The sequence below is a fragment of the Lysobacter sp. 5GHs7-4 genome (assembly GCF_021284765.1).
GTDB lineage: Bacteria > Pseudomonadota > Gammaproteobacteria > Xanthomonadales > Xanthomonadaceae > Lysobacter.
The window spans coordinates 3,026,919-3,051,155 of the sequence record NZ_CP089924.1; the positions used below are offsets into that span (position 1 = coordinate 3,026,919).

The 24,237-nt window shown below is 68.5% G+C and carries 22 protein-coding genes; 6 read left to right on the forward strand and 16 right to left on the reverse strand.

Going from position 1 to position 24,237, the window contains the following annotated elements:
• Positions 1–57: 57 nt before the first annotated feature.
• From LVB77_RS13675 to LVB77_RS13710, 8 genes are all read right to left on the reverse strand, one after another.
• Entirely contained in the window at positions 58–1,098 is a 1,041-nt protein-coding gene (locus LVB77_RS13675) for an aspartate-semialdehyde dehydrogenase (RefSeq protein WP_232906647.1), read from the reverse strand.
• 158 nt (positions 1,099–1,256) lie between these two features.
• The gene (locus LVB77_RS13680) at positions 1,257–2,270 is read right to left on the reverse strand and encodes a D-glycerate dehydrogenase (RefSeq protein WP_232906648.1); all 1,014 of its coding nucleotides are present in this window, start codon (positions 2,268–2,270) and stop codon (positions 1,257–1,259) included.
• Complete coding sequence (aroC, locus tag LVB77_RS13685) at positions 2,263–3,369, reverse strand: chorismate synthase (RefSeq protein ID WP_232906649.1); 1,107 nt, start codon at positions 3,367–3,369, stop codon at positions 2,263–2,265. The genes LVB77_RS13680 and aroC overlap by 8 nt, the downstream gene beginning before the upstream one ends.
• Before the next feature lie 32 nt (positions 3,370–3,401).
• Positions 3,402–4,235 (reverse strand): methyltransferase domain-containing protein, encoded by an 834-nt coding sequence (locus LVB77_RS13690; RefSeq protein ID WP_232906650.1) that lies wholly within the window; start codon positions 4,233–4,235, stop codon positions 3,402–3,404.
• Positions 4,236–4,244: 9 nt separating this feature from the next.
• Positions 4,245–5,174, reverse strand: coding sequence for a 50S ribosomal protein L3 N(5)-glutamine methyltransferase (gene prmB / locus LVB77_RS13695; RefSeq protein WP_232906651.1), 930 nt, complete (start codon positions 5,172–5,174; stop codon positions 4,245–4,247).
• 179 nt (positions 5,175–5,353) lie between these two features.
• Positions 5,354–5,884, reverse strand: coding sequence for a hypothetical protein (locus LVB77_RS13700; protein WP_232906652.1), 531 nt, complete (start codon positions 5,882–5,884; stop codon positions 5,354–5,356).
• A 615-nt stretch (positions 5,885–6,499) separates the two neighbouring features.
• Positions 6,500–7,609, reverse strand: coding sequence for a type IV secretion system protein (locus LVB77_RS13705; protein WP_232906653.1), 1,110 nt, complete (start codon positions 7,607–7,609; stop codon positions 6,500–6,502).
• Between the two features lie 70 nt (positions 7,610–7,679).
• The gene (locus LVB77_RS13710; protein WP_232906654.1) at positions 7,680–8,429 is read right to left on the reverse strand and encodes a hypothetical protein; all 750 of its coding nucleotides are present in this window, start codon (positions 8,427–8,429) and stop codon (positions 7,680–7,682) included.
• Positions 8,430–8,960: 531 nt separating this feature from the next.
• Between LVB77_RS13710 and LVB77_RS13715 the strand changes: the two genes are divergently transcribed.
• Positions 8,961–9,605 carry an SCO family protein gene (locus LVB77_RS13715; RefSeq protein ID WP_232906655.1) on the forward strand — a complete coding sequence of 215 codons (645 nt, stop codon included), beginning with the start codon at positions 8,961–8,963 and terminating at the stop codon, positions 9,603–9,605.
• Positions 9,602–10,447 carry an archaetidylserine decarboxylase gene (asd, locus tag LVB77_RS13720; protein ID WP_232906656.1) on the forward strand — a complete coding sequence of 282 codons (846 nt, stop codon included), beginning with the start codon at positions 9,602–9,604 and terminating at the stop codon, positions 10,445–10,447. Before LVB77_RS13715 ends, asd begins: the two co-directional genes overlap by 4 nt.
• Positions 10,448–10,526: 79 nt before the next feature.
• Here asd and LVB77_RS13725 read toward each other — a convergent pair whose 3' ends face one another.
• From LVB77_RS13725 to LVB77_RS13750, 6 genes are all read right to left on the reverse strand, one after another.
• Positions 10,527–11,723, reverse strand: a complete 1,197-nt coding sequence (locus tag LVB77_RS13725; protein ID WP_232906657.1) for a hypothetical protein — start codon at positions 11,721–11,723, stop codon at positions 10,527–10,529.
• Positions 11,724–11,974: 251 nt separating this feature from the next.
• A complete protein-coding gene (locus tag LVB77_RS13730) occupies positions 11,975–13,594 on the reverse strand; it encodes an XVIPCD domain-containing protein (RefSeq protein WP_232906658.1) in 1,620 nt (539 codons plus the stop codon).
• 26 nt (positions 13,595–13,620) lie between these two features.
• The gene (locus LVB77_RS13735; protein ID WP_232906659.1) at positions 13,621–14,112 is read right to left on the reverse strand and encodes a hypothetical protein; all 492 of its coding nucleotides are present in this window, start codon (positions 14,110–14,112) and stop codon (positions 13,621–13,623) included.
• Positions 14,113–14,272: 160 nt separating this feature from the next.
• On the reverse strand, positions 14,273–14,941 hold the full coding sequence (locus LVB77_RS13740; protein WP_232906660.1) for a lysoplasmalogenase: 669 nt from the start codon (positions 14,939–14,941) through the stop codon (positions 14,273–14,275).
• A 12-nt stretch (positions 14,942–14,953) separates the two neighbouring features.
• Positions 14,954–16,144 (reverse strand): M50 family metallopeptidase, encoded by a 1,191-nt coding sequence (locus LVB77_RS13745; RefSeq protein WP_232906661.1) that lies wholly within the window; start codon positions 16,142–16,144, stop codon positions 14,954–14,956.
• Positions 16,145–16,154: 10 nt separating this feature from the next.
• The gene (locus tag LVB77_RS13750; RefSeq protein ID WP_232906662.1) at positions 16,155–17,723 is read right to left on the reverse strand and encodes a transglycosylase SLT domain-containing protein; all 1,569 of its coding nucleotides are present in this window, start codon (positions 17,721–17,723) and stop codon (positions 16,155–16,157) included.
• A 164-nt stretch (positions 17,724–17,887) separates the two neighbouring features.
• Between LVB77_RS13750 and LVB77_RS13755 the strand changes: the two genes are divergently transcribed.
• From LVB77_RS13755 to greB, 3 genes are all read left to right on the forward strand, one after another.
• On the forward strand, positions 17,888–19,411 hold the full coding sequence (locus LVB77_RS13755; RefSeq protein WP_232906663.1) for a helicase HerA-like domain-containing protein: 1,524 nt from the start codon (positions 17,888–17,890) through the stop codon (positions 19,409–19,411).
• Positions 19,412–19,472: 61 nt separating this feature from the next.
• A complete protein-coding gene (locus tag LVB77_RS13760; protein WP_232906664.1) occupies positions 19,473–19,958 on the forward strand; it encodes a copper resistance protein NlpE in 486 nt (161 codons plus the stop codon).
• 6 nt (positions 19,959–19,964) lie between these two features.
• Positions 19,965–20,471 carry a transcription elongation factor GreB gene (gene greB / locus LVB77_RS13765; protein ID WP_232906665.1) on the forward strand — a complete coding sequence of 169 codons (507 nt, stop codon included), beginning with the start codon at positions 19,965–19,967 and terminating at the stop codon, positions 20,469–20,471.
• A 172-nt stretch (positions 20,472–20,643) separates the two neighbouring features.
• On the opposite strand, the gene LVB77_RS13770 is transcribed toward greB, so the two are convergent.
• Positions 20,644–21,300: a hypothetical protein gene (locus LVB77_RS13770; protein ID WP_232906666.1), complete on the reverse strand. Its 657-nt coding sequence runs from the start codon at positions 21,298–21,300 to the stop codon at positions 20,644–20,646.
• 160 nt (positions 21,301–21,460) lie between these two features.
• Here LVB77_RS13770 and LVB77_RS13775 point away from each other — a divergent pair, with 160 nt between their 5' ends.
• A complete protein-coding gene (locus tag LVB77_RS13775; protein WP_232906667.1) occupies positions 21,461–22,696 on the forward strand; it encodes a DUF4010 domain-containing protein in 1,236 nt (411 codons plus the stop codon).
• A gap of 7 nt (positions 22,697–22,703) precedes the next feature.
• Here the strand turns inward: LVB77_RS13775 and rimO are convergent, their stop codons facing one another.
• The gene (gene rimO / locus LVB77_RS13780; protein ID WP_232906668.1) at positions 22,704–24,077 is read right to left on the reverse strand and encodes a 30S ribosomal protein S12 methylthiotransferase RimO; all 1,374 of its coding nucleotides are present in this window, start codon (positions 24,075–24,077) and stop codon (positions 22,704–22,706) included.
• Positions 24,078–24,237 lie beyond the last annotated feature (160 nt).

Below are 24,237 nucleotides of genomic sequence, written 5' to 3' on the forward strand. Positions count from 1 at the left end.
CCACGGTTAATACGCAATGCGGCCGTCACACGGCCACACTACGCTGCGCACGGCCGCTCAGGCCGCGTTCTGCGCGCGCTGCTCGGCCCAGACCAGCTCCGCCACCTGCACCGCGTTGAGCGCCGCACCCTTGCGGATGTTGTCGGCCACCACCCACATCGACAGGCCGCGCGGATGCGAGATGTCGTCGCGAATGCGGCCCACATAAACCGGATCGGTGCCGGAGGCGTGGGTGACCGGCGTCGGATAGCCGCCGCCGACCGCTTCGTCCACCACTTCCAGCCCGGGCGCGGTCTCCAGCAGCTTGCGTGCATCGGCCGCGCTGAGCTTCTCGCGGGTTTCGATGTGCACCGCCTCGGAATGGGCGTAGAACACCGGCACGCGCACCACGGTCGGGTTCACGCCGATCGAGTCGTCGCCGAGGATCTTGCGGGTCTCCCAGACCAGCTTCATTTCCTCGGTGGTGTAGCCGTTGTCGGTGAAATCGCCGCCGTGCGGGATCACGTTGAACGCGATCTGCACCGGATACACCTCGGCCTTGGTCTCCTGGAAATTCAGCAGGCCCGCGGTCTGCCGGCCCAGTTCCTCCAGCGCGCGCCGGCCGGTGCCGGACACCGACTGGTAGGTCGCCACGTTGATGCGCTCGATGCCGACCTTGCGGTGAATCGGCGCCAGCGCGACCAGCATCTGCATGGTCGAGCAGTTCGGGTTGGCGATGATGCCGCGCGGACGGTTGGCGACCTGCTCGGGGTTGACCTCGCTGATCACCAGCGGGATGTCGTCGTCGTAGCGGAAGGCCGAGGAGTTGTCGATCACCACCGCGCCGGCGGCGGCGAATTTGGGCGCGTACTCCTTCGACACCGAGCCGCCGGCCGAGAACAGGGCGATGTCGACGCCGGCCGGGTCGAACGTGGCCAGATCCTCGATCACCAGGGTTTTGCCTTCGAACTGAATTTTCTCGCCCGCCGAGCGCTCGCTCGCCAACACATGCAGTTTGCCGATCGGGAATTTCCGCTCGGCGAGGACTTTGAGCATGGTTTCACCGACCGCTCCGGTAGCACCGACCACGGCAACATTGCAGGACGTCTTGGCGTTCATCAGTTCCGATTTACCTGGCTTGGGGGGCCGCCGGACCCATTTCCGGCGGGTGTTGCATAAAGGGAGCCGCTCACTGCAGGCATGCGCCGATTATCGGCTAAGCGCGTCATCAATGCAGGATCGGCGTTCGCATTGCGCGTACGCCGGACGCGGCGGGTTCAGGCGCCGGGTTTTCGCGCCCGTGCCACGGCGTCGGCATTGAGCGGCGACGGCGGGCGCCCGGCGTCGGGGCCGCGGTCCAGCGCGGCGATCAGGTTGGCCACCGCCAGTGCGACCATGGCCCGGCGCGTGGCCAGGCTGCCGCTGGCGATATGCGGGGTCAGCACCACGTTGGGCAGCGCCAGCAGACGCGGATTGACCGCCGGCTCGCCCTCGAACACGTCCAGCCCGGCCGCGGCCAGGCGCCCGCCCGCGAGCGCGTCGGCCAGGGCGTCCTCGTCGATCAGGCCGCCGCGGGCGATGTTGGTGAGGGTGGCGTGCGGGCGCAGCCGCGCCAGCGCTCGTGCATCGACCAGATGGTAGTTCTCGGGCGCGTACGGCAGCACCAGGATCAGATGATCGGCTTGCTCGAACAGCGCCTCGAAGCCGACGTACCGCGCGCCGTGCTCACGCTCGACCTCGTCGGGCAGCCGGCTGCGGTTGTGGTACAGCACGCGCATGCCGAAACCGCCGGCGCGGCGCGCGATGCCGCGGCCGATGCGGCCCATGCCCAGGATGCCCAGGGTGGCGCCGTGGATGTCGCTGCCCAGCAACGACTCGAAGCTCCACTGCCGCCAATGGCCGTCGCGCAGCCAGCGCTCGGCCTCGGTGATGCGGCGCGCGGTCGCCATCATCAGCGCGAAACCGAAGTCGGCGGTGGTCTCGGTGAGCACGTCGGGGGTGTTGCTGGCCAGGATCCCGGCCGCGCTCAGCGCCGCCAGGTCCAGGTTGTTGTAGCCCACGCCGACGTTGGCGACCGCGCGCAGGCGCGAGGCGCCGGCGATCTGGGCCGCGCCGACCGCGTCGTTGAGCGTCACCAGCGCGCCGTCGGCCTCGCGCAGGGCCGCGGCGACCGCCTCCGGCGCGTGCTGCGACACGGTCGTGGTGGAGACCACGTCGAAGTACTCGTCCAGCCGTCCGACGATGTCGGCGAACAGCGGCTGCGAGACCCAGACGCGCGGGCGATCAGGCATCGGCGTCGCCGGCCGGAATGCGCGGCGTCACCTCGCCCACGTCGCCGCACTGGGCGCGGTGACGCAGGGCCTGGTCCATCAACACCAGCGCGACCATGGCCTCGCAGATCGGGGTGGCGCGGATGCCCACGCAGGGATCGTGGCGGCCGGTGGTGATCACCTCGACCTCGTTGCCGTGCACGTCCAGGCCGCGCCCGGGCAGGCGCAGGCTGGAGGTGGGCTTGAACGCGGTCGAGCAATGCAGCTGTTGGCCGGTGCTGATGCCGCCGAGGATGCCGCCGGCATGGTTGGAGGCGAAGCCGGCAAGCGACATCTCGTCGCGGTGCTCGGTGCCGCGCGCGGCCACCGCGGCGAAACCGTCGCCGATCTCCACGCCCTTGACCGCGTTGATGCTCATCAGCGCCGCGGCCAGTTCGCCGTCGAGCTTGCCGTAGATCGGCTCGCCCCAGCCCGGCGGCACGTTGTCGGCGACCACATCCACGCGCGCACCGACCGAATCGCCGGACTTGCGCAGCGCGTCCATGTACGCCTCCAACTCCGCGACCTGTGCGGCATCGGGCCAGAAGAAAGGATTGTCCTCGACCACGCCCAAGTCGTAGCCGTTGGGGAAGATCTCGCCGATCTGCGACATGAAGCCGCGCACCCGTACGCCGTGACGCTCGGCCAGCCACTTCTTGGCGATCACGCCGGCGGCCACGCGCATGGTGGTTTCGCGCGCCGACGAACGTCCGCCACCGCGCGGGTCGCGCAGGCCGTACTTCTGCCAATAGCTGTAATCGGCGTGGCCGGGACGGAATTGCTCGGCGATCGAACCGTAATCCTTGCTGCGCGCATCGGTGTTGCGGATCAGCAGCGCGATCGGAGTACCGGTGGTGCGGCCCTCGTACACGCCGCTGAGGATTTCGATCTCGTCGGCCTCGCGCCGCGCCGAGGTGTGGCGGGTCTTGCCGGTCGCACGGCGATCCAGGTCGCGACGGAACTCCTCCGGCGCGATCGCCAGCCCCGGCGGGCAGCCGTCGACCACGCAGCCGATCGCCGGACCGTGGCTCTCGCCGAAAGTGGTGACCCGCAACAGGCGGCCGAAGGTGTTGTTCGACATGCGTCTCTCTCGTCAGCCGCGGCGCGCGCGATTCACAGCGCGCACGCCGCCATTTCGGTTTCGGCCTCGCGCATCAGCGCCAGGCGGTCGCGACCCGGGCCCGCGCCGTCGCGGGACAAGGCCACGTAGAACTCATGGCCGTGGGTGTCGCCGAACGCGGACTCGCGCAGCGCCACCAATCCCAGCCGGTGCAGATCGTCCAGCAACAGACGGAACCCGCTCGGGGTGAAGCACCAGGCATGGATGTCCAGATAAGCACCGTGCTGGCGCACCGCGTCCATGCCGGCGCTCGCGTCCTGGGCAGTGTGCACGAACTCGACCGCGTCCAGCGAGCGGCCTTGCGCCAGCGCGGCGTCCCAGGCGATGCGGCCGTCCAGCTTGACCACGTTGAGGAAATAGTCGGCGACCTGCCCCGGCGTGTGGTTGCTGCGGCCTTGCAGGTGCGCGTCGATCAGTTGCGACAGCCCGGTCGGCGCGCGCAGCCGATCGAAGCAATAGCGCTTGTCCGGCACCGCCAGCGACAGCACCCCGCCCTGGCCCAGCAGCGCGTCGCAGTCGTTGAGGAAGCCGACCAGATCGGGCATGTGCTCGATCACGTGCGAGGCGATGATCCAGTCGTAGTAGCCGCGGCGCCCGGTCAGTTCGGCGTAGCTGCCGCCGTTCCAGACGAAATCGACTTCTTCGATCGCATCCAGGTCGACACCATGGTCGCGGTACTTCTCCACCAGCGCGGCGCGATCGGCGTGATCGAGTATGTCGACCGCGTAGCCCGCGCGCTTGGGCGCGACGGGGTTGTGTGAAGGCCCGATTTCCAGGCCGCGGCCGCGCGCATCCAGCGGTGCCAGTATGCGCGCCTTCCTGTCCATCCGGCCGGATCAGCCGCCGCGCTGGCCCGCGAGCTGCACGATGCGCTCGTGGTGCTCGACCAGGTCCGCGCGCTCGGCGACGAAGATGCCCATCTGCCCGACCTTGAACTCGACCCAGGCCAGCGGCAGCTCCGGCAGCAGTTCGACCAGCGCGCGCTCGGCCTCGCCGACCTCGCAGATCAGCAGACCGTGCTCGCTCAGGTGATCGGGCGCGTCGCGCAGGATCTTCAGCGCCAGGTCCAGGCCGTCGAAGCCGGCGCGCAGCCCCAGGTCGGGCTCGTAGGAATACTCCTTGGGCAGCGCGTCGGTTTCGTCGTTGGTCACGTAGGGCGGATTGGTCACGATCAGGTCGTAAACCTCGCCCTGCAGGCCGTCGAACAGGTCCGACTTGCGCAGCTCGACGTTGTCGGCGTGCAGGCGGGTCTTGTTCTCCGCAGCCAGCGACAGCGCCTCGTCGTTGATGTCGGCGCCGTGCACCGTCCAATCCGGATGGTAGTGCGCGGTGGCGATGGCGATGCAGCCCGAACCGGTGCACAGGTCCAGCGCGCGCTCGACTTGGCGGCCGCCCAGCCAGGGCTCGAAGCCCGACTCGATCAGCTCGGCGATCGGCGAGCGCGGCACTAGCGCGCGGCGGTCGCTCTTGAAGCTCAGCCCCGCGAACCAGGCCTCGCCGGTCAGGTAGGCGGCCGGAATGCGCTCGCCGATGCGTCGCTCGAACAGCGCCAGTACCGCATCCTTCTCGTCCGTGGTGACCTTGGAGGCGCCATAGACCGGGCTCAGATCGTGCGGCAGGTGCAGCGCATGCAGGACCAGTTGGGTGGCCTCGTCCAGGGCATTGTCGTAGCTGTGACCGAAGGTCAGCCCGGCCCCATTGAAGCGACTGGCGCCGTAGCGGATCAGGTCGATGACGGTCAGTTGCTCGAAGGTGACGGAGGGCACGGCGGGTCCGGAAACGTAATGGGGCCGCGCATTATAGCGGCCAGGGGCCGACGGACGGCCGCTGCGGCCGGGATCGCCCTTATATGCGTAGGGTCGCGACCGGCAGCGTGGCCGGCGCATCGCCTCGATACGGGGATCGGGCCGGCACTTCGCATCGCCGACCGCCAGGCCATGAAGCCCTACAAGCGCAATCCGAAGGGCGCCGCCCCCGTCTGCCCGGTCACCAGCGCGGCCAGCGAGCGGTACACCATCGCCCCCACCACCACCTGCGCGGCACCGGCCAGCAACAGCAGGCCGAACACCACACCGGTCTCGGGCACGTGCAGCGGCAGCTCCATCATCAGCGGCAGGCTGACCATGGCCAGCGCCAACAGCCAGGCGATCGCCACCAACTTGCGGGCCGCCCGCAACGACCGCGCCGCGCCGGCCACCTCGCCCTGCTCCGGGTTGCCCAGCAACCGCCGACCGGCCAGGGCCACCAGGCAGGTCGCCAGCACCGAAGCCCGGATTTGCAGCATCCCGGCCGTGATCGCGCCCCATTTGGACAGCTCGACCACGTTCAGATTGGTCCCGCTGATGCCCAGCACCGCCACCGCGATCGCCAGCAGCAGCACCGCGAAGCCGGCCAGCACCCCGCCCTCGACGGTGCGCGCGGAGGCCGACCAGTCGAGGTCGGCGGCTTGATTCGGGCTGGGGTCGTTGGGGGCCATGGTCCGTTTGATGCCCTGGGGTCTTTCCGTGATGGTTCGACGACTCGCTCAGGATTCCCGGGCCAAGGTCGAAGTAGCACTGTATCGCGTCAGGCGGCCAAAGGGGGCGTCGCGGCTACTGAACTTGTTCTGGCAGGCTGCAGGCTTTGTAGTAAATCTGGCACTGGGCAGCCCCGGCCTCCTCACAGAGGCGAAGTCCATATGCCGCGGCAACTTCTACCGTGGGGCCAGCCTGAGCTTTCGAATACGGAACGCCCGCGATCACCACGGCACACTGATTGCTGTAGGTAAGGTTAATTTTGCAAGCCCTACCACCCTTCGCTCGGCAACTGCTCAACGCCTCCCGTGTAGCCTGCCGCTTGCTCTTGGCAGCGACTGAGACCCCAATCCCTACATTACTTGAACCCAGATCTATAGCGATTGCGCCCCAACTGCTCGTCGCACCTTGCCCAGTCCAGGCAGAACTGGACTCGTTTGGGATAGGAGCACACCCCTGTACAGGACTCTGAGGCCCACTCGTCGGATAGTAGCCTGGCGGACAATTGCCCTCTGCGGATGCATTTCCAAGAAGCGCGAGAAGAAAAAATGCGGCACAAAGGCGAAACAGCACACTCATCACGCACTTCTCCCTATGTTAGCAGCAGGCACGCTCGGGTTCCGATGCGCGAGACCCGGCAAGACTTGTGAGTTCGCATCGCCACTAGATGAAGTCGCAGGAGCATTCCCTCGCATCGCTTGATCGTGAGTTCGCTGCGTTGACGATGTACCACCAGAGCCAAAAGCGCTAAACGACTGAAAACTCCCCACCGTCCCCTGAAAAAACATCGCCGCCGCCGGCGGCACCGTAACGATCAGTACCGTCAGCAGCAGCCCGATCCCGCCCTGCTGCATCGCCTGCGTGGTCAGGCCTTCGACGTCGGTGCCCAGGATGCCGTTGACCGCCTTGGCCATCCATAACGCCACCGCCACGCGCGAGGCCAGTTCCAGCGCGATCGCGGTCACGGCGCTGAGCATGGCCATGGAGAACAAGGTGCCCAGCCCGTACATCAGCCATTTCCGGAACAGGTCCTTGGTCTGGTCGAAGATCAGGCACAGGATGAACAAGGGGCCAAGGCCGACGAACAAGGCCAGGGTGAACTTGTAGAGCAGCAGCATCGCGCCGGCGGTCATCGGCGGGCTGGCGGTGCCCAGGCCGGCGAACAGCATCGCGCGCGCTTTCTCGTCGTACATCTGCTGGTCGCCGTCGACGATCTGCACCGCGTCGATCGCGCCCAGCGCCACCTGCATGTAGGCCAGGTTCTCGTCGATCGCATCGGCCGAGCTGCGTCCGTTGTCGCCGGTGAATATGCCGTGCACCTCGCGGTCGAGGTCGTGGGTGAAGCCGCGATGCAGATCGCCGCCGAACACCGACATGGTGGTCGCCGCGCCCACGATCACCGCGATGCGCGTGAGCTGGGTGATCAGCGCCACCATCGACTCGCGCGACTGGCCGGTGACGATGCGGTAGCCAACGATCAGGATCCACAGCGTGACCAGGGTCAGCGCGATGCTGGTCGCCCAGGCCATGAAACGCCCCATCAGTGCCAGGCCGAACTGATCGACCTTCACGCTCAGGTAGTCGTTGACCAGCTTGAAGAAGGCGAAGTCGCCGATGCCGGCCACGCGCGGCGACCACGCGTCCCAGCCCAGCCCGATGCCACGGCCCCAGTCCATCGCTGTTTGCATCCTGCACTCCCTGCCGGTGCGGGTTCCCTGGAACGAAAGATGTCGCGGCGCTGCGCGCGCCGCGTCGGCATCAAGGCCTCAAGGCCGCCTTCAACGCCGCGGCCTGAACCACATGCCCGACGATGCCGTCGAGCCCCTGCCCCTTCTTGCCGCGCATCGCACGCTTCGCCAGGCGGGCCTGATCCCATTTCAAGGACTCGATGTAGCTGTGGTAGGCGGTCATGCGGGCCTGCCAGTAGTCCAGGTCCATGGTGATGCGGGCGACGAAGCGCTGGACCTCGTTGTCGTTGGCGGCCAGCGCTCCCTGCTCCTGGCCGACGCGGTCGCGCTGCTGCTGCAACGCCTGGAAATCGCGATTGCGCTGAATCAGCGTTTTGAGCATGCGCGCCGATTCGTTGTACTTGGCGTTCTCGGCCTGCACCAGGCGCTGGCAGACCTTCTGTTGCTCGTCCAGCACCGCGCCGTCCATCTGCGGTTGCGCGGGCTTGAACACGCGCGTAGCGATCTCGCGTATGCCGCCTTCGCCGCTGCCCTGGGCCGGGCATAGGTCTTCCATGCCGTAGTTGAGGTCGCGTTCGGGGAAGCCGTCCTCCATCTGCGGGTCGCCGAAGTTCAGGCGCTGCAGACGGATCAGCTGCTGCCGGTAATGGTTGTAGGTCTTGTTGTAGTGGTCGTAGGTCTCGCCCCAGCGCTTGGCCTGCAGGCCGAACTCCTTGGCGTCGGCGAAGGTCTGCCGGACCTGGCCCACGATCAGGGTGGGGTCTTGCACCACCAGTTGCGCCGCGGCCGGGCCGGAGGCCAAACCGAAAAGCAGCAGCATCGCGATCGCGCAACGGCGCTTGCGCCTCGCCACTCGACGCCTCGCCTCGTGAATCGTCCCTTTCATCAGCTTCTCCTTTCGCACCAGGACCGCGCCAAGATAATGCGCAATTAATACTCAAACATTAATCAATTTATGCGCAGCCAATCCCTTGGACTGCGCCGATACGACCCCAGTTGTGCCGGGTTTTTCAGCGCGGCGCAAGGGATATTTTCTGCCGCAATGCGCAGACGCGGACAAAGCGTTTAATCGTTACTTTTATTAAGTGCCAAACGATGCCACGACCATAATGTCGAAACACCTTTGAAACCTTATAAAGTGCACTCGAAAGACAGAGATCGAGCGCAGCGAAAGCCGCCGCGCGGGATATTTCCGAGCCGCTGCAAACACCTCGGGCGAACGCTTCGCGCGCCGCGGCCGACACGCGGCCGCAGGGCTAAGACCGCCGCCACTAACGCTGCGGCGCTATGCCGCACCCGCCCCGGGCGACCGGGCCGGTATCATGGCGGCGATACCCTCGCCGGACCGATCATGTTCAATCGCACCACCGTCATCGTCCTCGTCGCCGCGCTGGCCGCCGCACTGGGCCTGTGGGCCGCGCAGCGCCACTTCGGCTCGGCCACCCCCTCGCAGTGGCCGCAGACCCAGGTCGTGCGCCTGTTCTCGCCGCCGCGCGAGTTGCCCGACTACTCGTTGCGGCAGTCCGACGGCACGCCGCTGGTGCCCGGCGAGCTTAAGGGCCATTGGACCCTGGTGTTCCTGGGCTTCACCCACTGCCCCGACATTTGCCCGACCACGCTGGCGGAAATGGCGCAGGCGCAGAAACAGTGGGCGTCGATTCCGGAGGCGCGCCGCCCGCGCGTGCTGTTCGTGTCGGTGGACCCGGAACGCGATACGCCCGACCGCATCGGCGAGTACGCGCACGCCTTCCACAAGGACACCCTGGCCGCCACCGCCGACCTGCCGGCGCTGGAGCGCTTCGCCAAATCGCTGAGCATGGTGTTCGCCAAGGTGCCGCCGCCGGAAGGCGCGCGCGCCGACCAGTACTCGGTCGATCACAGCGCGTCGATGGCGGTGCTGGACCCGCAGGGCCGCATGGCCGGCCTGATCCAGCCGCCGCTGGACCCCAAGGGCATCGCCGCGGACATGGCCGCACTGACCGAGGCCACGCCGTGAGCTTGCTGACCACGCTTACCTACGTCCTGCCGCACCGCCTGCTGTCCTCGATCGCGCGTGCGCTGGCCTATTCCGACCGTCCGGCGACCAAGCAGTGGCTGATCGACACGGTCACGCGCAAGTTCGGCGTCGATCTGTCCGAGGCCGCCGAACCCGATCCGCGCGCCTATCCGACCTTCAACGCCTTCTTCACCCGCGCGCTCAAGCCCGGCGCGCGCGTACCCGACGCCGATCCGCGCAGCCTGCTGATGCCCGCCGACGGCCGCATCAGCCAGTGCGGCCCCATCGTCGACGGCGACATCTTCCAGGCCAAGGGCCAGTCCTTCACCGCCGCCGAACTGCTGGGCGACGAGGCCGCCGCCGAGCCGTTCGCCAACGGCGTCTATGCCACCGTGTACCTCTCGCCCAAGGACTACCACCGCGTGCACATGCCGTGGGCGGGCCGCCTGCGCGAAACCGTGCACGTGCCCGGCCGCCTGTTTTCGGTCGGGCCGGATGCGGTGCGCAACGTGCCGCGGCTGTTCGCGCGCAACGAACGCCTGGTCTGCCACTTCGATACCGATTTCGGCCCGATGGCGCTGGTGATGGTCGGCGCGCTGCTGGTCTCGGGCGTGGAGACGGTATGGAGCGGCGTGGAGATTCCGCGCTACGGCGACGCCGTGACGGTCAAGGATTATCGTGGTGCCGACATCGCGCTGGAGCGTTTCGCCGAGATGGCGCGCTTCAACTACGGCTCGACCGTGATCGTGCTGCTGCCGCCGGGTGTGGCGACGCTGTCGCCGGCGCTGGCGGCGGAAACCGCGGTGCGCCTGGGACAGGTGCTGGCCACGCGAGCCGACTGAGCGAGCTTGCGCGGTAACGGCGCCCACGCTGGCGCTGGCGCCTTGGCCGCGCGCGCGACCAAGGCGTCGTCGCCAGGCGTCAGTACACCGGCGTGGCGACGTAGGCCAAACCCGCGCCGGTCTGCGGATCGATCGCCTGACCGCTGATGCGGCCGAAATCGTCGATATCGGTCGCGGTGGTCAGGCGCGGCCCGGCGGCGGGAAAGTCCGCGATCAGATCGCGCAGCCGATGCACGCCGCCGTCGCGCCACAGCACGGCATCGCAGACCGACATGCCGGCATCGGTGCACGACCGCCCCACCGCATGCCGCCACAGGTTCAGGCCGTTCGCCTGCGCGTTGAGATGACCGGCGAGCTTGGGCAAGGCGCGCATGCCGTCGTGACGCGTCCACAGGAACGCCCCCCAATCCGGAGCGCCTTCCTCGGTGACCGACTGATTGCCGAAGCCGACCACGTCGCCCTGCGGATTGATCGCCATCGGCGTGTTCCAGGCCTGGCCGCCGATATCGCCCAGCACCGTCGGCCGATCGCGCTCCCACAGCACCGCTCGGATCGCGCTGAACTTGCCGACTGCGTCGTCGCAGATGCCGGAAATGCCGACCACCTGCCCACGGTCGTTGATCGCAGTCGCCGCGCTCACGGTGTCGCCGGCGGCGATCACCGGCGGCAGTTCGCGCAGGCGGTTGCGGCGCGGCTCCCACAGCGCGGCGCGGAACTGGAACTTCTGCGGCAAGGTGCAGCCCACCGGGTCGCGCACCGTGGTTTCGGCCCAGCCCACGACCTGGCCGAAGTTGTTGGCGCCGGTGGCGAAGCCGTGCGTGCCGCCGAACGTGGGCAAGGCGCGCATGCGTCCGCCCTCCCAGACGAAGCCCAGGCACTGATAGCGCGGCGCGCCGGCCGGACGTCCGAGCAGGAAGGCCGAGCAACTCCAGTTCTCGTCCTCGCTGTCGACCACATCGGTTTCGGCGATGCCGGCGACGAGGCCGCGCACGTTCTTCACCGGCCACACCACGGCGCTTTGCCGCTCCGGACTGCCCAGCGTGCCCAGGTCGGTGAGTTTGCCGCCGCGCCACAGCACGGCATGACGGTGCGACGGCGGCGGTGCGGTCAGGGTCGAGCGGCCCGCCACCCAGCCCAGGTCGTTGATGCTGGTGGCGGTGCTGGACCCGCCCAACGACGGCAGATAGTCGATGCGGTACCGCGGCGGCGCGGCCTGCGCGGCAGCGGCGGCGAACAGGCTCAGACTCAACAACGAAACGGGCAGCGAACGCTTCATGATCGGGCTCCTTCGGGCCGAACGCGGTCGTCGCGATGCGCGAGCGCGATCGGCGTGGACGTGTCGATAGAGATGCGCGCCGCGTTGCAGCGACGCGCGCTCTGTATGCGCCCGTGCCCTAGGGTTTACTCGCCGTTTTCGGACGGTTTCCTCTGCGTCGCGGCTGAATGCGCAAAGCTGCACAAGCGCGGCTCGCGGCGCAGCCACACGCGCCGCCGAAACCTGCGGTCATCGTTGCGCCCGCAACCGCCTTAGATGGAACGGCTAGCGCGCTGCGTCTGCTGCTGTTCCTGAGTCTCGGCCTGCAGCGGCGCGGCGTCGAGGCGCTGCTGCAACTCCTCGCTGCGACCACGCAACGCCTCGCCCAGCGGCATCGCCGCGATCCGCCGCGCGGGGTCGGCAAGCTCGCCCTGCACTACCAGCAGGTTCTGCTCCTGCCCCTGCGCCGCCCGCCCCAGCAGCACGTGATCGATGCGGCCAATGCTGTTCTGCGCGGCCAGGCAGGCCACATTGAGATCCAGGCAGGCGCGCGCATCGGCGTTCACCGCGCCCAACTGGCCGTCCAAGCCCCGCGTTTGATCCCGAGCCTGGCGCAGCAACGGATGCTCGGCGCGCTCCTCGAGCGTCGGCGAGTTCGCGTCCAGACTGGCGCGCAAGCCGGGCACGCGCGGATCCACGTGCAGCAGCTGGCTGCGGTTGCCGTCGTGGCTCAGGTTCAAATCGGTGGTGCCGTCGCGGTTGCGCACCCGGCTCAGGTCGTTGCGCGACACCTCGGACCATTGGCCATCGAGGTAGGCGCGACCCGGCCCGTCGCGGTTCCACAACACGAAATCATCGCCCTGAGCGTACAGTCCCGCGGTGGCGTTGCTGTTGCCCTCGCGCTGCGGCCGCCCATAGGCGTAGCCCGCGCCGCGATCCAGCGCATCGATGAACGCCGGCGCCTGCTCCTTCTGCAGGAACAGTTGTTTGATCGTGCCGTATTCGGCGCTCAGGTTGGGGCGCGCCTGATCCTGTCCCGTCTGCAACGGACTGATCAGCGGATTGGCCAATACGTTCTGCCAGGGACCGTGCAAGGGGCTGCGCTGATCGGCGTTGCGTAACGCGATCACTACTTCGGCTCCGGCCAGGGTGGCGTCGCGGCCGGTTTCCATGTAGTCGCCGGTCGCGCGCGGCCGCATGCGGTCGACGGCGCGGCTGACGTCGTCGACGCTGTCGTGGGTGCCGTTGTTCATGTCGCGCAGCAGGCCCGGCGCCCAGCGGTCGCCGCTCTGATTCTCGACCTTGGCGACCATGGCCGCGAGGCGGATCTGGTCGTCGGGTGTGGAGTTGCGGAACAAGGCGGTCTGGCGCACCTGCGCCAAGGTGCCGGTCATCAGTTCCTCGACCTGGGCGACGTCGCGGTCGTGGATATAGGTAATGCCGGCATCGGAGCGCAGGAAAGTACCCAGGTTGCGCTCGATCCGCGCATCCATCGGGCGACCGGCCTGCTCCCTGATCGCATCGCCGTTGCGCCCCAAATCGGCCGTGGCCTGACGGCGCTCGGCCGCGGTCAGCGCCATGCCCGGCGGCTGGGTCGCCGCCCAGGTTTGATAGGCATCCAGCAAGGAAGGCACGACTTCGGGGTGCGCGCCCAGATCGGTTTGCAGGGTGCCGATCGAGTAGCCGCTGTTGCCTACCGGCGTCATGCGTCCGGTTGCGGAGTCGCGGTTGCCGGCGAAGGACAGCCGGTTGGACACGTCGCGGCCGGCGACGCTGCCCTCCGAACCCACGCCGATGGCGAAATAGGCGACCGCACGCATATCGGCGTCGGTCAGCGGGCGCGCCGCCGCCGCGGCGGCATCGGGTGCGACTTGCTCTGCGGGTCGGTTCATCGCCGGGCCTCCTTGGCCTTGCGCGGTCAGTCGGCGGCGTCTTCGCAGCCGCGGGTGTCGTCGGGCGGCGCTCGGCCGCTGTCCGTGGGATGCAGCTTCAAGTACGGCTGATGGCCTGTGCCGGATGCGCGGAACCAAACCAGGGTGTCGCCTTCGCGCGTCAGATAGTCGGATTCACGGCCGAAGTCGGGGCAGGCACCGGGCTTGCCGGCCGCCACATCCTCGCTGCAGAAGCGCAGATACAGGCGGCCTTCGCGCAGCGAGCCCAGCAGCTGGCCGCTGTCGCCGCTGGTCTGGGTGCCGTCGTCCCAGCTGCCGGTCACGGCCGCGCCGGCCGCCTTGAGTTCGAGATGAGCGCTGTGCTGCCAGCCGCAGGACTGGCGATAGCCCCAGTCGCCCGCAAACTCGGCGACCGAAGCTGCCGCGGCGGCGGCGCCTGTAGGCGGATGGGCGGTGCAGGCCGGCAGTGCCAGCAGCGCCGCGAGCGCGAACCAAGCAAAATCACGTCCTGTAGCCATAGCACCGAAGCTCCGGTCGGTGCGGCAGTAGTATCACGGGCTTCTCGCAGCAAACAAGCCCGCAAACAGGCGCAAGAAACGCGCCTTAGCGCCGTGCAGCACGATTGCGGGCACGCGTCGCCTCAAGGCCAGCGATGGCAGGCGACCCGCCACAAGGCGCTCAGCGCTCGCGCACCGATAAGCCGATCAAGCTCTGCGCGACCCAGTAAGTCGCCAACACGGCGACGCTCGCATAGGCGAACGGCGCAGCGAAACGGTCGATTGCCAAAGTCGCGTCGGAGGCGACGAAGCTCAGGCCGCCCAGCGCCGCCAGCGCGGTCGCGTGCGTACGTCGGCGCCACCACACCGCCGCGGCCTGCGCCGCCATTGCGGCCAGCACGGCGACATAGATCACCACGGGTACGCGCAATTCGGCCGGCAGATGCGGCCACAACACCGACAACACGATGCCCGCCAAGACGGCGTAGGCCAGGAACGGCCAGGTCGCCGCAAACAGGCGCGCGCGCCGGGTCAGCGCCAGCAGGTACGCGATATGCGCGCACAGGAAACTGCCCAGGCCGAACACGAACCAGTCGCCGGGCAGCATCAGGAACACGTCGCCCAAGGTGGACAGCGCCAGGCCCATCAGCAGACCGAGGCGGTAGCCGCGCTCGGTCGACGGCGTGCGCGCCACCATCGCCAGCACCAGCAAGGTCGCGCTGGGTTTGGCGAGGTAGTGCAGCCAGGGCCAGGGGACGATCGCGCCGGCGATGGCCAACGCGGCCACGCTCGCGACCGCGATCAGCCAGCCGCGGTTCGAGGCGGCACGGTCGTACTCGGAATGGGACACAACGGACTCCTGTCAGTGTGCGTCGGGATCAGCGCTGATGGTCGCTTGCACGTAGGCGCGCAGTCGCGCCTCGCTGCGTCGAAGCGCGACCTGGATCGAAGTTTCCGCCGCCTGCCGGGACAGTTCCAGCTCGCGGGCCGCGCGGGCCGCATCGCCGCGCAGACCGGCCGCCAGTGCACGCAGGCGCGGCATCAGATGCGGCGCTTCGCGCTGCACATCCCGCGCCAGCCCGACCGCCTCGACGTAACCCGCATCGCCGCTGGCCATGCTGCGACTGAACGCGATCTCGGCCCGCAGCAGCGGCAGGAAGGCCCGGCTCAACTGCGCCAGCGCGGCGTCGCTGACCTGCGCGACCTGGCGGTTCACGGCGCTCTCCCACTCGGTTACGTGCTGCCACTGGCCCAGGTTCTGCGAGGCCTTGAGCCGATACCACTCGTACGACAGCGGCAGCTGATCGGCGTGATCGGACAGTACGCGCAACTCGTCCTCGGGCAACTCCTCAGCGGTGTCGCCGCGGTACGAGCGCGCGACCAAACGCCAAGCGACCGCGATCGGTTCCATCTCGGACCGAGGTTGACGCAGGTACAGCAACTGCAGGCCGTCGGTGAACAGCGTCCTGGTGCGATAAGGCAGCAGATTGCAGGCGAAACCGGCGAAATTCAGCAGCGCGAACGCGAAGCATGCCGATTGCCAGGGCGACGACGGCAAGCTCAGCATCGCCACGGCGAGGACGACGGCGACGCATAGGTTCGAGAGCGGCCCCGCCAACAGCAGTATCGCGGTGTCGGCGCGCGATCGGCGCTCGGGATCCGGACATGCGATCACGTAGCCGCCGGCCTCGCCGGACGTCGCATGCGGCGAACGCGACTGCAAGCGCCAGCCGCCCACCACCGGCACCGCCTCGACCGCGCCCACCGCTACCGCCAGTACGGTCATGCCGGTCATGCGGGCACCGAGATAGTGTCCGAACTCGTGGATCGCGACTGCGGCGACCGACATCACTAGCCACAGCCCTAAGGCGGCGAGGAGCTCGGAGTTCCGCACATGCGACGCAACAGCCCCGTAACACGCCCACAAGGCGCCGACAGCGCAAACGCCCAACAATGCGCCCGACAGGTGCCGCATCCACCGGTTGGCCCGCTCGGACAAAGGCGCGACCGGTGTGGCCGGCGCCTCGCCAGGCTCGGATTCGGCGGACGTCATCGCTACGCGATCACTTGCAGCCGTCCACCTTCAGCACCTGCCCCGGACGGATCGCATAGCGCGGCGCCTTCAGGCCGTTGCGCTTGGCCAGCTGGCCGGTGTCGCACTGGAACTTCTGCGCGATCGAGGTCAGGGTTTCGCCGCGCTGCACGCGATAGGTCTTGGGCTTGGCCTTTTCCTTGTCGCGAGGCTTGGCCTTGGCCGCCTCCTGAGCCGTCAGCGTTCCAGCGCTGACATCGCCCAGATCCCCCGCCTCGGCCGAGGCCACCATGGTCACCGGCCCGGTGCGCACGATCGCCGTGCTCGGGTCGCTGAGCATCAGGGTGCGCGCCAGATCGGCGCGCGCGCCCTGCAGGCACCAGCGGTTGTACAGGCCGACGATCTTGGTGGTGGCGTTGAGGCTGGTGCCCGCGGCCAGGTAGCTGTCGGCCTGGTAGCGCGGGTTGAGGTTGCGCAGCGCGCGCATATAGCCGTCGCGGGTGCCGCCGTTGCCCAGGCAGATGGTGAGCTGGTAGATCGAGCTGGGCTGGCTCAGGCGCAAAGTGGCCGGCTTGGGATCGATCTTGGGGAAGCTCAGGCCGTATTCCTTGGGATGCAGGAACAGCCAGGCGGCCGCGATCACCATCGGCACGTAGTCGCGGGTTTCGGCCGGGAACTGGTTGTACACCGATTCTTCCCAGAAGTTGCCGCCGCCGCTGGCGTTGAACACGCGCTGGGCGCGGCCTTCGCCGCCGTTGTACGCCGCCAGCGACATCTCGATGCTGTTGTTGAGCACCGCCAGGCGCTCGTTGAGGTATTCGGCGCTGGCCTGGGCCGAGGCGCGCGCATCGTAGCGGGTGTCGAAGCCGGTGCCGTCGTCGCCCAGGCCGAAGCGCTTGCCGGTGGCGTACATGAACTGCATCGGGCCGGCGGCGCCGGCGCGCGAGGTCGAATGCACGCGGCCGTTGGACTCCTTGGCCATGATGCCGAACAGCAGCGCTTCGGGCAGGTTGGCGCGCTCGTACTGCGGCCACATCATCTGCCGCAGGTACTGGTAGTTCTCATGGCTCTGGATCAGCGAGCCGCGCATGTCGGTGAGCCAGCGGCGGATGCCGGCCTGCACCGCCGGGTTGTACTGCACCATCTTGACGAAGCGCTGGCCGTCGGCGTTCAGCAGCGCGGCCGCGCGCGCGGCCTGCGGCACGTCCGCGGCCAGCGACGAGTCCTCGCCCAACGGCGCCTCTTCGTCCTCGTCGCCCGCCTGCGCGCGCGATTCGGCATCGGTATTGGCCTTGAGCAGGCGCTTGTAGCTGGTCAGCAAGGTGGTGAGCTGGCAGCCCTTCTGCTTGTTGCAGGCCGCGATCACGTCCTCCATGTCCTCCAGCGCGGCGTCGCTGAGCTTCTGCCCCTCCGGGTTGGCGTTGCGGATCTGCACCAGCGCGGCGCCGTACTTGGCCTCGGCGGCCTGCATGCGCTGGTTCAGCGCGTCCACGGCGGCCTGATCGCGTTTGGACAGGGCGCTGGCATCGAAGGACAGCGCGGTCAGGGCGAGAACGGCGACGGGCGCGAAGGCGCGGCAAGCAGAGGCAAATGCGGGCATGGACGACAAGGGCAGCGAAGGTCCTGGCAGGGTAGCCGCGGGGTCCATGCGGGGCAAGGAAGCGTGAGCACGGACACTGTGCCGGTTCATCCTGCCTGCTCCAGCCACGCCACGCCGCCGCGGGGCTGAGGCTAGAATCGGCGCATCTTCCAACGGACGCGGACATGGACTCGACGCAGAACGCCATCCTCCTGGGCAAGGCGGTCACCACGCCCGAGAGCGGCCCGGTCTACCTGCAGGCCAAGCTGGGCAATCGCCACGGCCTGGTCGCCGGCGCCACCGGCACCGGCAAGACCGTGACCCTGATGACGATCGCCGAAGGCTTTTCGCGCCTGGGCGTGCCGGTGTTCCTGGCCGACGTGAAGGGCGATGTGGCCGGCCTGGCCGTCGCCGGAACCCCGAACGACAAGCTGCTGGCGCGCGTCGCCGAACTCGGCGTACCCGATTACACCTCCGAAGCCAGCCCGACCGTGTTCTGGGATCTGTTCGGCAAGCTCGGCCACCCCGTGCGCACCACGGTCAGCGAGATGGGCCCGACCCTGCTGTCGCGCATCCTCGAACTCAACGACACCCAGTCCGGCGTGCTCGACATCGTGTTCAAGCTGGCCGACGACCGCGGCCTGCTGCTGCTCGACCTCAAGGACCTGCGCGCATTGCTGGCGCTGGTGGCGGAGGAACGCAAGGACATCTCGACGTCCTACGGCCTGGTCAGCACCCAGTCGGTGGGCGCGATTCAGCGCTCGCTGCTGCGCCTGGAGCAGGAAGGCGGCGACGCCTTCTTCGGCGAACCGGCGCTGGAACTGACCGACCTGATGCGCACCGCGCCCAACGGCCGCGGCATGATCAACATCCTCGCGTCCGAACAGCTGATCATGAAGCCGCGGCTGTATTCGAGCTTCCTGCTGTGGCTGCTGTCGGAGCTGTTCGAGAACCTGCCCGAGGTCGGCGATCTCGACAAACCCAAGCTGGTGTTCGTGTTCGACGAGGCCCACCTGCTGTTCGACGACGCGCCGCCGGCGCTGCAGCAGCGCGTGGAACAGGTGGTGCGCATCATCCGCTCCAAGGGCGTGGGCGTGTACTTCTGCTCGCAGTTCCCCGACGACGTGCCCGACGACATCCTCGGCCAGCTCGGCAACCGCGTGCAGCACGCGCTGCGTGCGTTCACGCCGCGCGATCAGAAGGCGGTCAAGACCGCGGCCGAGACCTTCGTGCCGAATCCGGCGCTGAACGTGGCCGAGGCGATTTCCAAGCTCGGCACCGGCGAGGCGCTGGTGTCGACCCTGCAGGACAAGGGCGTGCCGATGCCGGTGGAACGCACCCTGATCGCGCCGCCGCGTTGCCGCATGGGCGCGATCAGCGAGGCCGAGCGCGCGCAGGTGCGCGCCGGCAGCCCGGTCGGGCACAAGTACGACAATGCGATCGACCGCGAGTCGGCCGCGGAAATGCTGAGCAAGCGCGCCGAAACCGCCGCCGTCCAGGCCAAGGCCCCGCCGGCCAAGACCCGCGAACAGGACGATGCCGAGGAAGGCGGCTTCGGCCAGTCGGTCAAGGACGCGGTGTTCGGCACCAAGCGCCGTCAGGGCATGGTCGAGACCATGGCCAAGCAGACCGCGCGCACCGTCGGCAATCAGATCGGCCGGCAGATCCTGCGCGGACTGCTGGGCGGCATTTTCGGCGGGCGCAAGTAAGGCCGCGCCGCCATCCGTTCCCCCAACCCCTGTTCCGATCGTCCACAAGGAGCCTGACCGTATGAATCCGAAGTTGCTCGTGCTCGCCAGCGCCGCCGTGATCGCTCTGGCCGCCTGCGAAAAGAAGCCGGCCGAACCCGTCGCAGCGGCGCCCGCGGCGGATGCCGCCGTGGCCCCGGCCGCGACGCCGGAACCGGCGCCGCCGGCCGTGCCCGCGCTGGACGCCAAGGCCTTCGCCGGCACCTTCAGCGGCACCCTGCCCTGCGCCGACTGCCCGGGCATCGACACCAAGCTCGAACTCAAGGCCGATGGCACCTACGCCGTCGAGGACGTCTATCAGGACCGCAAGGACGGCAACACCAAGGGCGACGGCACCTGGACCGCCGAGGAAGCCGGCGCGCGCATCCGCCTGGACCCCAACAGCAAGAGCGACGAAGACCGCCTGTACCAGGTCGTTTCGGCCGACGAGATCCGTGCGCTGGACAAGGACGGCAAGGCCATCGAGAGCCAGGCCAACCTCAGCCTGAAGCGCCAGGCCGCGCAGTAAGCGCGCATGGGCCGATGGCGACCTCCCGCGCAGCAAAGCACCGCGCTGATCACGCGGGAGGGCTTCGACCGGCTCAAACAGGAGTTGGACGAGCTATGGCGCGTCAAACGTCCTGAAGTGGTGAAAGCCCTGGCCGCCGCGGCGGCCGAGGGCGATCGCTCGGAGAACGCCGAGTACACCTATCGCAAGAAGCAGTTGGGCGAGATCGACCGCCGCGTGCGCTATCTGAGCAAGCGCGTGCCCGCGCTGAAGGTGGTCGAGACCGCGCCCAGCGATCCGGACGCGGTGTATTTCGGCGCCTGGGTGGAAGTGGAGCATGTCGCCAGCGGCGATCTGCAGCGCTATCGCGTCGTCGGGCCCGACGAGACCGATGCGCGCCTGGGGCATATCAGCATCGATTCGCCGCTGGCGCGGGCGATGCTGAAAAAGCGCGTCGACGACGAATTCGAGGCGGCACTGCCGGGCGGCGCGACGCGGTTTGCGATCGTCGAAGTGCGGTACGAGGGCAGTTGAGCCGCGAGAGCATGGCGGCGCGCTAAAGTCACTGGATCCCCGCCTTCGCGGGGATGACGGATCGAGAGATGGCGCTGAAGTCACGGCACCCCCGCGTTCGTGGGGATGACGGATTGGAAGGGCGTCGCGAATAAAGGACAGCGTCGGCGAATCGGGCGACCGAACGAGCGGGCTAACCGCCCGCGCCCGCCTCCGCATCCAACAACGCATCAGGACTGGGCGTGTCCTCCATGTACACCGGCGCGGACTTGCTCGACAGCTTGCGCTCCGGACCGTAACGATAGGCTTCGTCGCCCTGGCCGCTGTCGTTGACGTGGCCGCGCTGGACGATGCGCGCGCCGTTCAACAGGTTCCAGCTGAACTTCAGGCTGTCGTGGCTGTTGGTGCGGCTGTAGCGCTCCGCGTCCAGGCCGATCAGGCGCATGCGCTGGGTCTGCGCGTCGTAGCGATAGCGGTAGGTGGTCGCGGTGGCGGTGGTGCCGCCGGTCAGGTCTTCGACGATCAGCACGCCCTTCTTGAACGACAGCGAGGCCGATCCGAGAGGTGCGACTTCGAGTTCGGCCTCGCCCGTGGGCGAATGGCCCCAGTCGAGTTCGTCCTTGTAGCCCAGCATCACCTTCAGCAGGCGCTTCTCGTCGTTGCCGCCGACGTAGGCGGTGTCGCCGATACCGTCGCCATTGAAGTCGCCGTCCAGGCGATTCTCGACGTGCGAGTCGTCGGGCAGATAGTCCAGCAACATCTGGGTCGTCATCGGCTCCAGCTTGGGCTCCTGCGCCCAGGCCGCGCCGGCGAACGCCAGCACCAGCCCCATCCCCACCCACATCGTCATAGCGCGCTGCATCGTCCATCCCCTGTGCCGGTCCCTGGCGCCGATCCTACGCCTGCGCCGCTTCCCTGGTTGACGCGAAATCGGGATCGTCCAGGACAGGCCGGTGATGACCGCCACGCCGCGCGCCGCCTAAGATGACCGCGACAACCGGAGATGCGATTTGGAATTCGACGCCCGATGGCAGGGCCTGCTCAGCGCGATCGCGATCGGCCTGCTGATCGGCGTCGTGCGCGAGCGCGCCCATGCCGGCGACCGCACCGCCGTGGCCGGCGTGCGCACGCATGCGGTGGTCGCGATCGCGGCCGCCGTCGCCGTTCCGCTGGGCACCGCGGTGCTGGCGGCGCTGGTGGTAGTGATCGGCGCGCTGTCGCTGGCCAGCTATCTGTCCACGCGCGGGGACGATCCCGGCCTGACCGGCGAAGTCGCACTGCCGGCGACCGCGCTGCTCGCCGCCTACGCGCAAGGCGAGCCGGCCGTGGCCGCGGGCCTGGGCGTGATCGTCGCCGGCCTCTTGTTCGCCAAGCAGCCGCTGCAGGCCTTCGCGCGCAAGGTCGTGTCCGAGCGCGAACTGCAGGATGCGCTGCTGCTGGCCGCGGCGGCGCTGATCGTGCTGCCGCTGCTGCCGGACACACCGGTCGATCCCTGGGGCGTGCTGGTGCCGTCGGCCTTGTGGCGCCTGGTGGTGCTGGTAATGGCGGTGGGCATGCTGGGGCATATCGCCCTGCGCGGCGTCGGCGCGCGCTGGGGACTGCCGGTGGCCGGTTTCTTCTCGGGCTTCGCGTCCTCAACCGCGGCGGTGGCGGGTTTCGGCGAACGCAGCCGCGGCGAGGCCGGTCTGACCGGCGTATCCGCGGCGGCGGTGCTGCTCGCCAATCTGGCGTCGCTGGCCTTGTTCGCGGGCGTGATCGGCACCGCCGCGCCGACGCTGTTGCGCGCCAGCGCCTGGCCCTTGGCCGCCGCGGCGTCGGTGCTGGTGGTCGCCGCCGCGCTGGGACTGCACCGCGGCGCCGGCAGCGATGCGCTGCCCAAGGCGCCGCCCGCACGCGCGTTCCGGCTGGGCCAGGCCTTGTTGCTGGCCGCGGTGATCGCGGCGGTGTTGCTGCTGTCGGCGTGGATGCGCCATCTGTTCGGCGATACCGGCGCCCTGGTCACCGCCATGCTGGTGGCGCTGGCGGAACTGCACGCGGCCGCGGCCAGCGTGGCCCAGCTCGCCCAGGCCGGCGATCTGAGCCTGGACCATGCGCGCTGGGGCGTGGTCGGTCTGCTCGCGGCCAGCGCCGCGGCCAAGACCGTGCTGGCCTTCGCCAGCGGCAACCGCCGCTATGCGCTGCATGTGGGCGCCGGCCTGGCGGGCATGGCCGCGGCGGCGGCCGCGGCGACCTGGGCCACCGCCTAGAACCGGCTCAATCCTCGAACGCGACCTCGCCGTAGAGGTCGTGTTCGTCGCTGCCCATGATCTGCACGTCGACGAATTCGCCAGGCTGCAAGCCGGCCTCAAAGCCGTTCTGGATCTGCACCAGGCCGTCGATGTCGGGCGCGTCGCCCATGCTGCGCGCGATCGCCAGTTCGCCGTCCAGCGCGTCGACGATGCAACGCTGCACGCTGCCCACCTTCGCCTCCAGCTTGGCCGCGGAGATCTCGGCCTGGCGCTCCATGAAGCGCGCCAGACGTTCCTGCTTGACCTCCTCGGGCAGCGGATCGGGCAGCGCATTGGCCTGGGCGCCGTCCACCGGCGAATAGGCGAACGCGCCGACGCGGTCCAACTGGGCCTCGTCGAGGAAGTCCAGCAGCTCCTCGAACTCGGCCTCGGTCTCGCCCGGGAATCCGACGATGAACGTGCTGCGGATGGTGATGTCCGGCGCGATGCCGCGCCAGCGCTGGATGCGCTCCAGGGTCTTGTCGACCGCGCCGGGCCGCTTCATCAGCTTGAGCACGCGCGGGCTGGCGTGCTGGAACGGGATGTCCAGGTACGGCAGCAGGATCGGCATTCCGTTGGCGCCGGTCTGCGCCATCAGCGGAATGATCTCGTCCACGTGCGGATACGGATAGACGTAGTGCAGGCGCGTCCACAGGCCGAGTTCGCCCAGGCCCTCGCACAGCGCCTTCATGCGGGTCTGGTAGGTCTTGCCGCGCCATTCGCGCTCGGCGTACTTCACGTCCACGCCGTAGGCCGACGTGTCCTGCGAGATCACCAGCAGCTCGCGCACGCCGCCCATGGCCAGCTTCTCGGCCTCGCGCAGCACCTGGTCGACCGGGCGCGAGACCAGGTCGCCGCGCATCGAGGGAATGATGCAGAAGCTGCAGCGGTGATTGCAGCCTTCGGAAATCTTCAGATAGGCGTAGTGCTTGGGCGTGAGCTTGACGCCGATGCCCTCCTCGCCCTCGAACGCGCGGCGCGGCACCAGGTCGACGAAGGGGTCGTGCCTGGGCGGCAGCGCGCTGTGCACCGCGGTCATCACGCTGGCGTAGTCCTGCGGGCCGCTGATCGACAGCACGTCGGGGTGGGTTTCGCGGATCAGCTCCGAACGCTTGCCCAAACAGCCGGTGACGATGACCTTGCCGTTCTCGGCGATCGCCTCGCCGATCGCGTCCAGCGACTCGGTCACCGCCGAGTCAATGAAGCCGCAGGTGTTGACCACCACCACGTCGGCGGCGTCGTAGCTCTGCACGATGTCGTAGCCCTCCACACGCAGCTGGGTGAGGATGCGCTCGGAATCGACCAGGGCCTTGGGGCAACCGAGGCTGACGAAACCGACTTTGGGATTGGCTAGGGACATGCGGTAAGGCCTGGCGGGACGCGCGGTTGCGCATGCGCGCGAGGCCGGACGTACTGGCTGAGTGAGGAAGGCGGTAACGCGGCTGCGGGCGGAACTACGCGGCCGGGGTCGCGAATTATAGCCCTGGCGCTAAACTGGACTGGATTCCCGCAGCTGAACG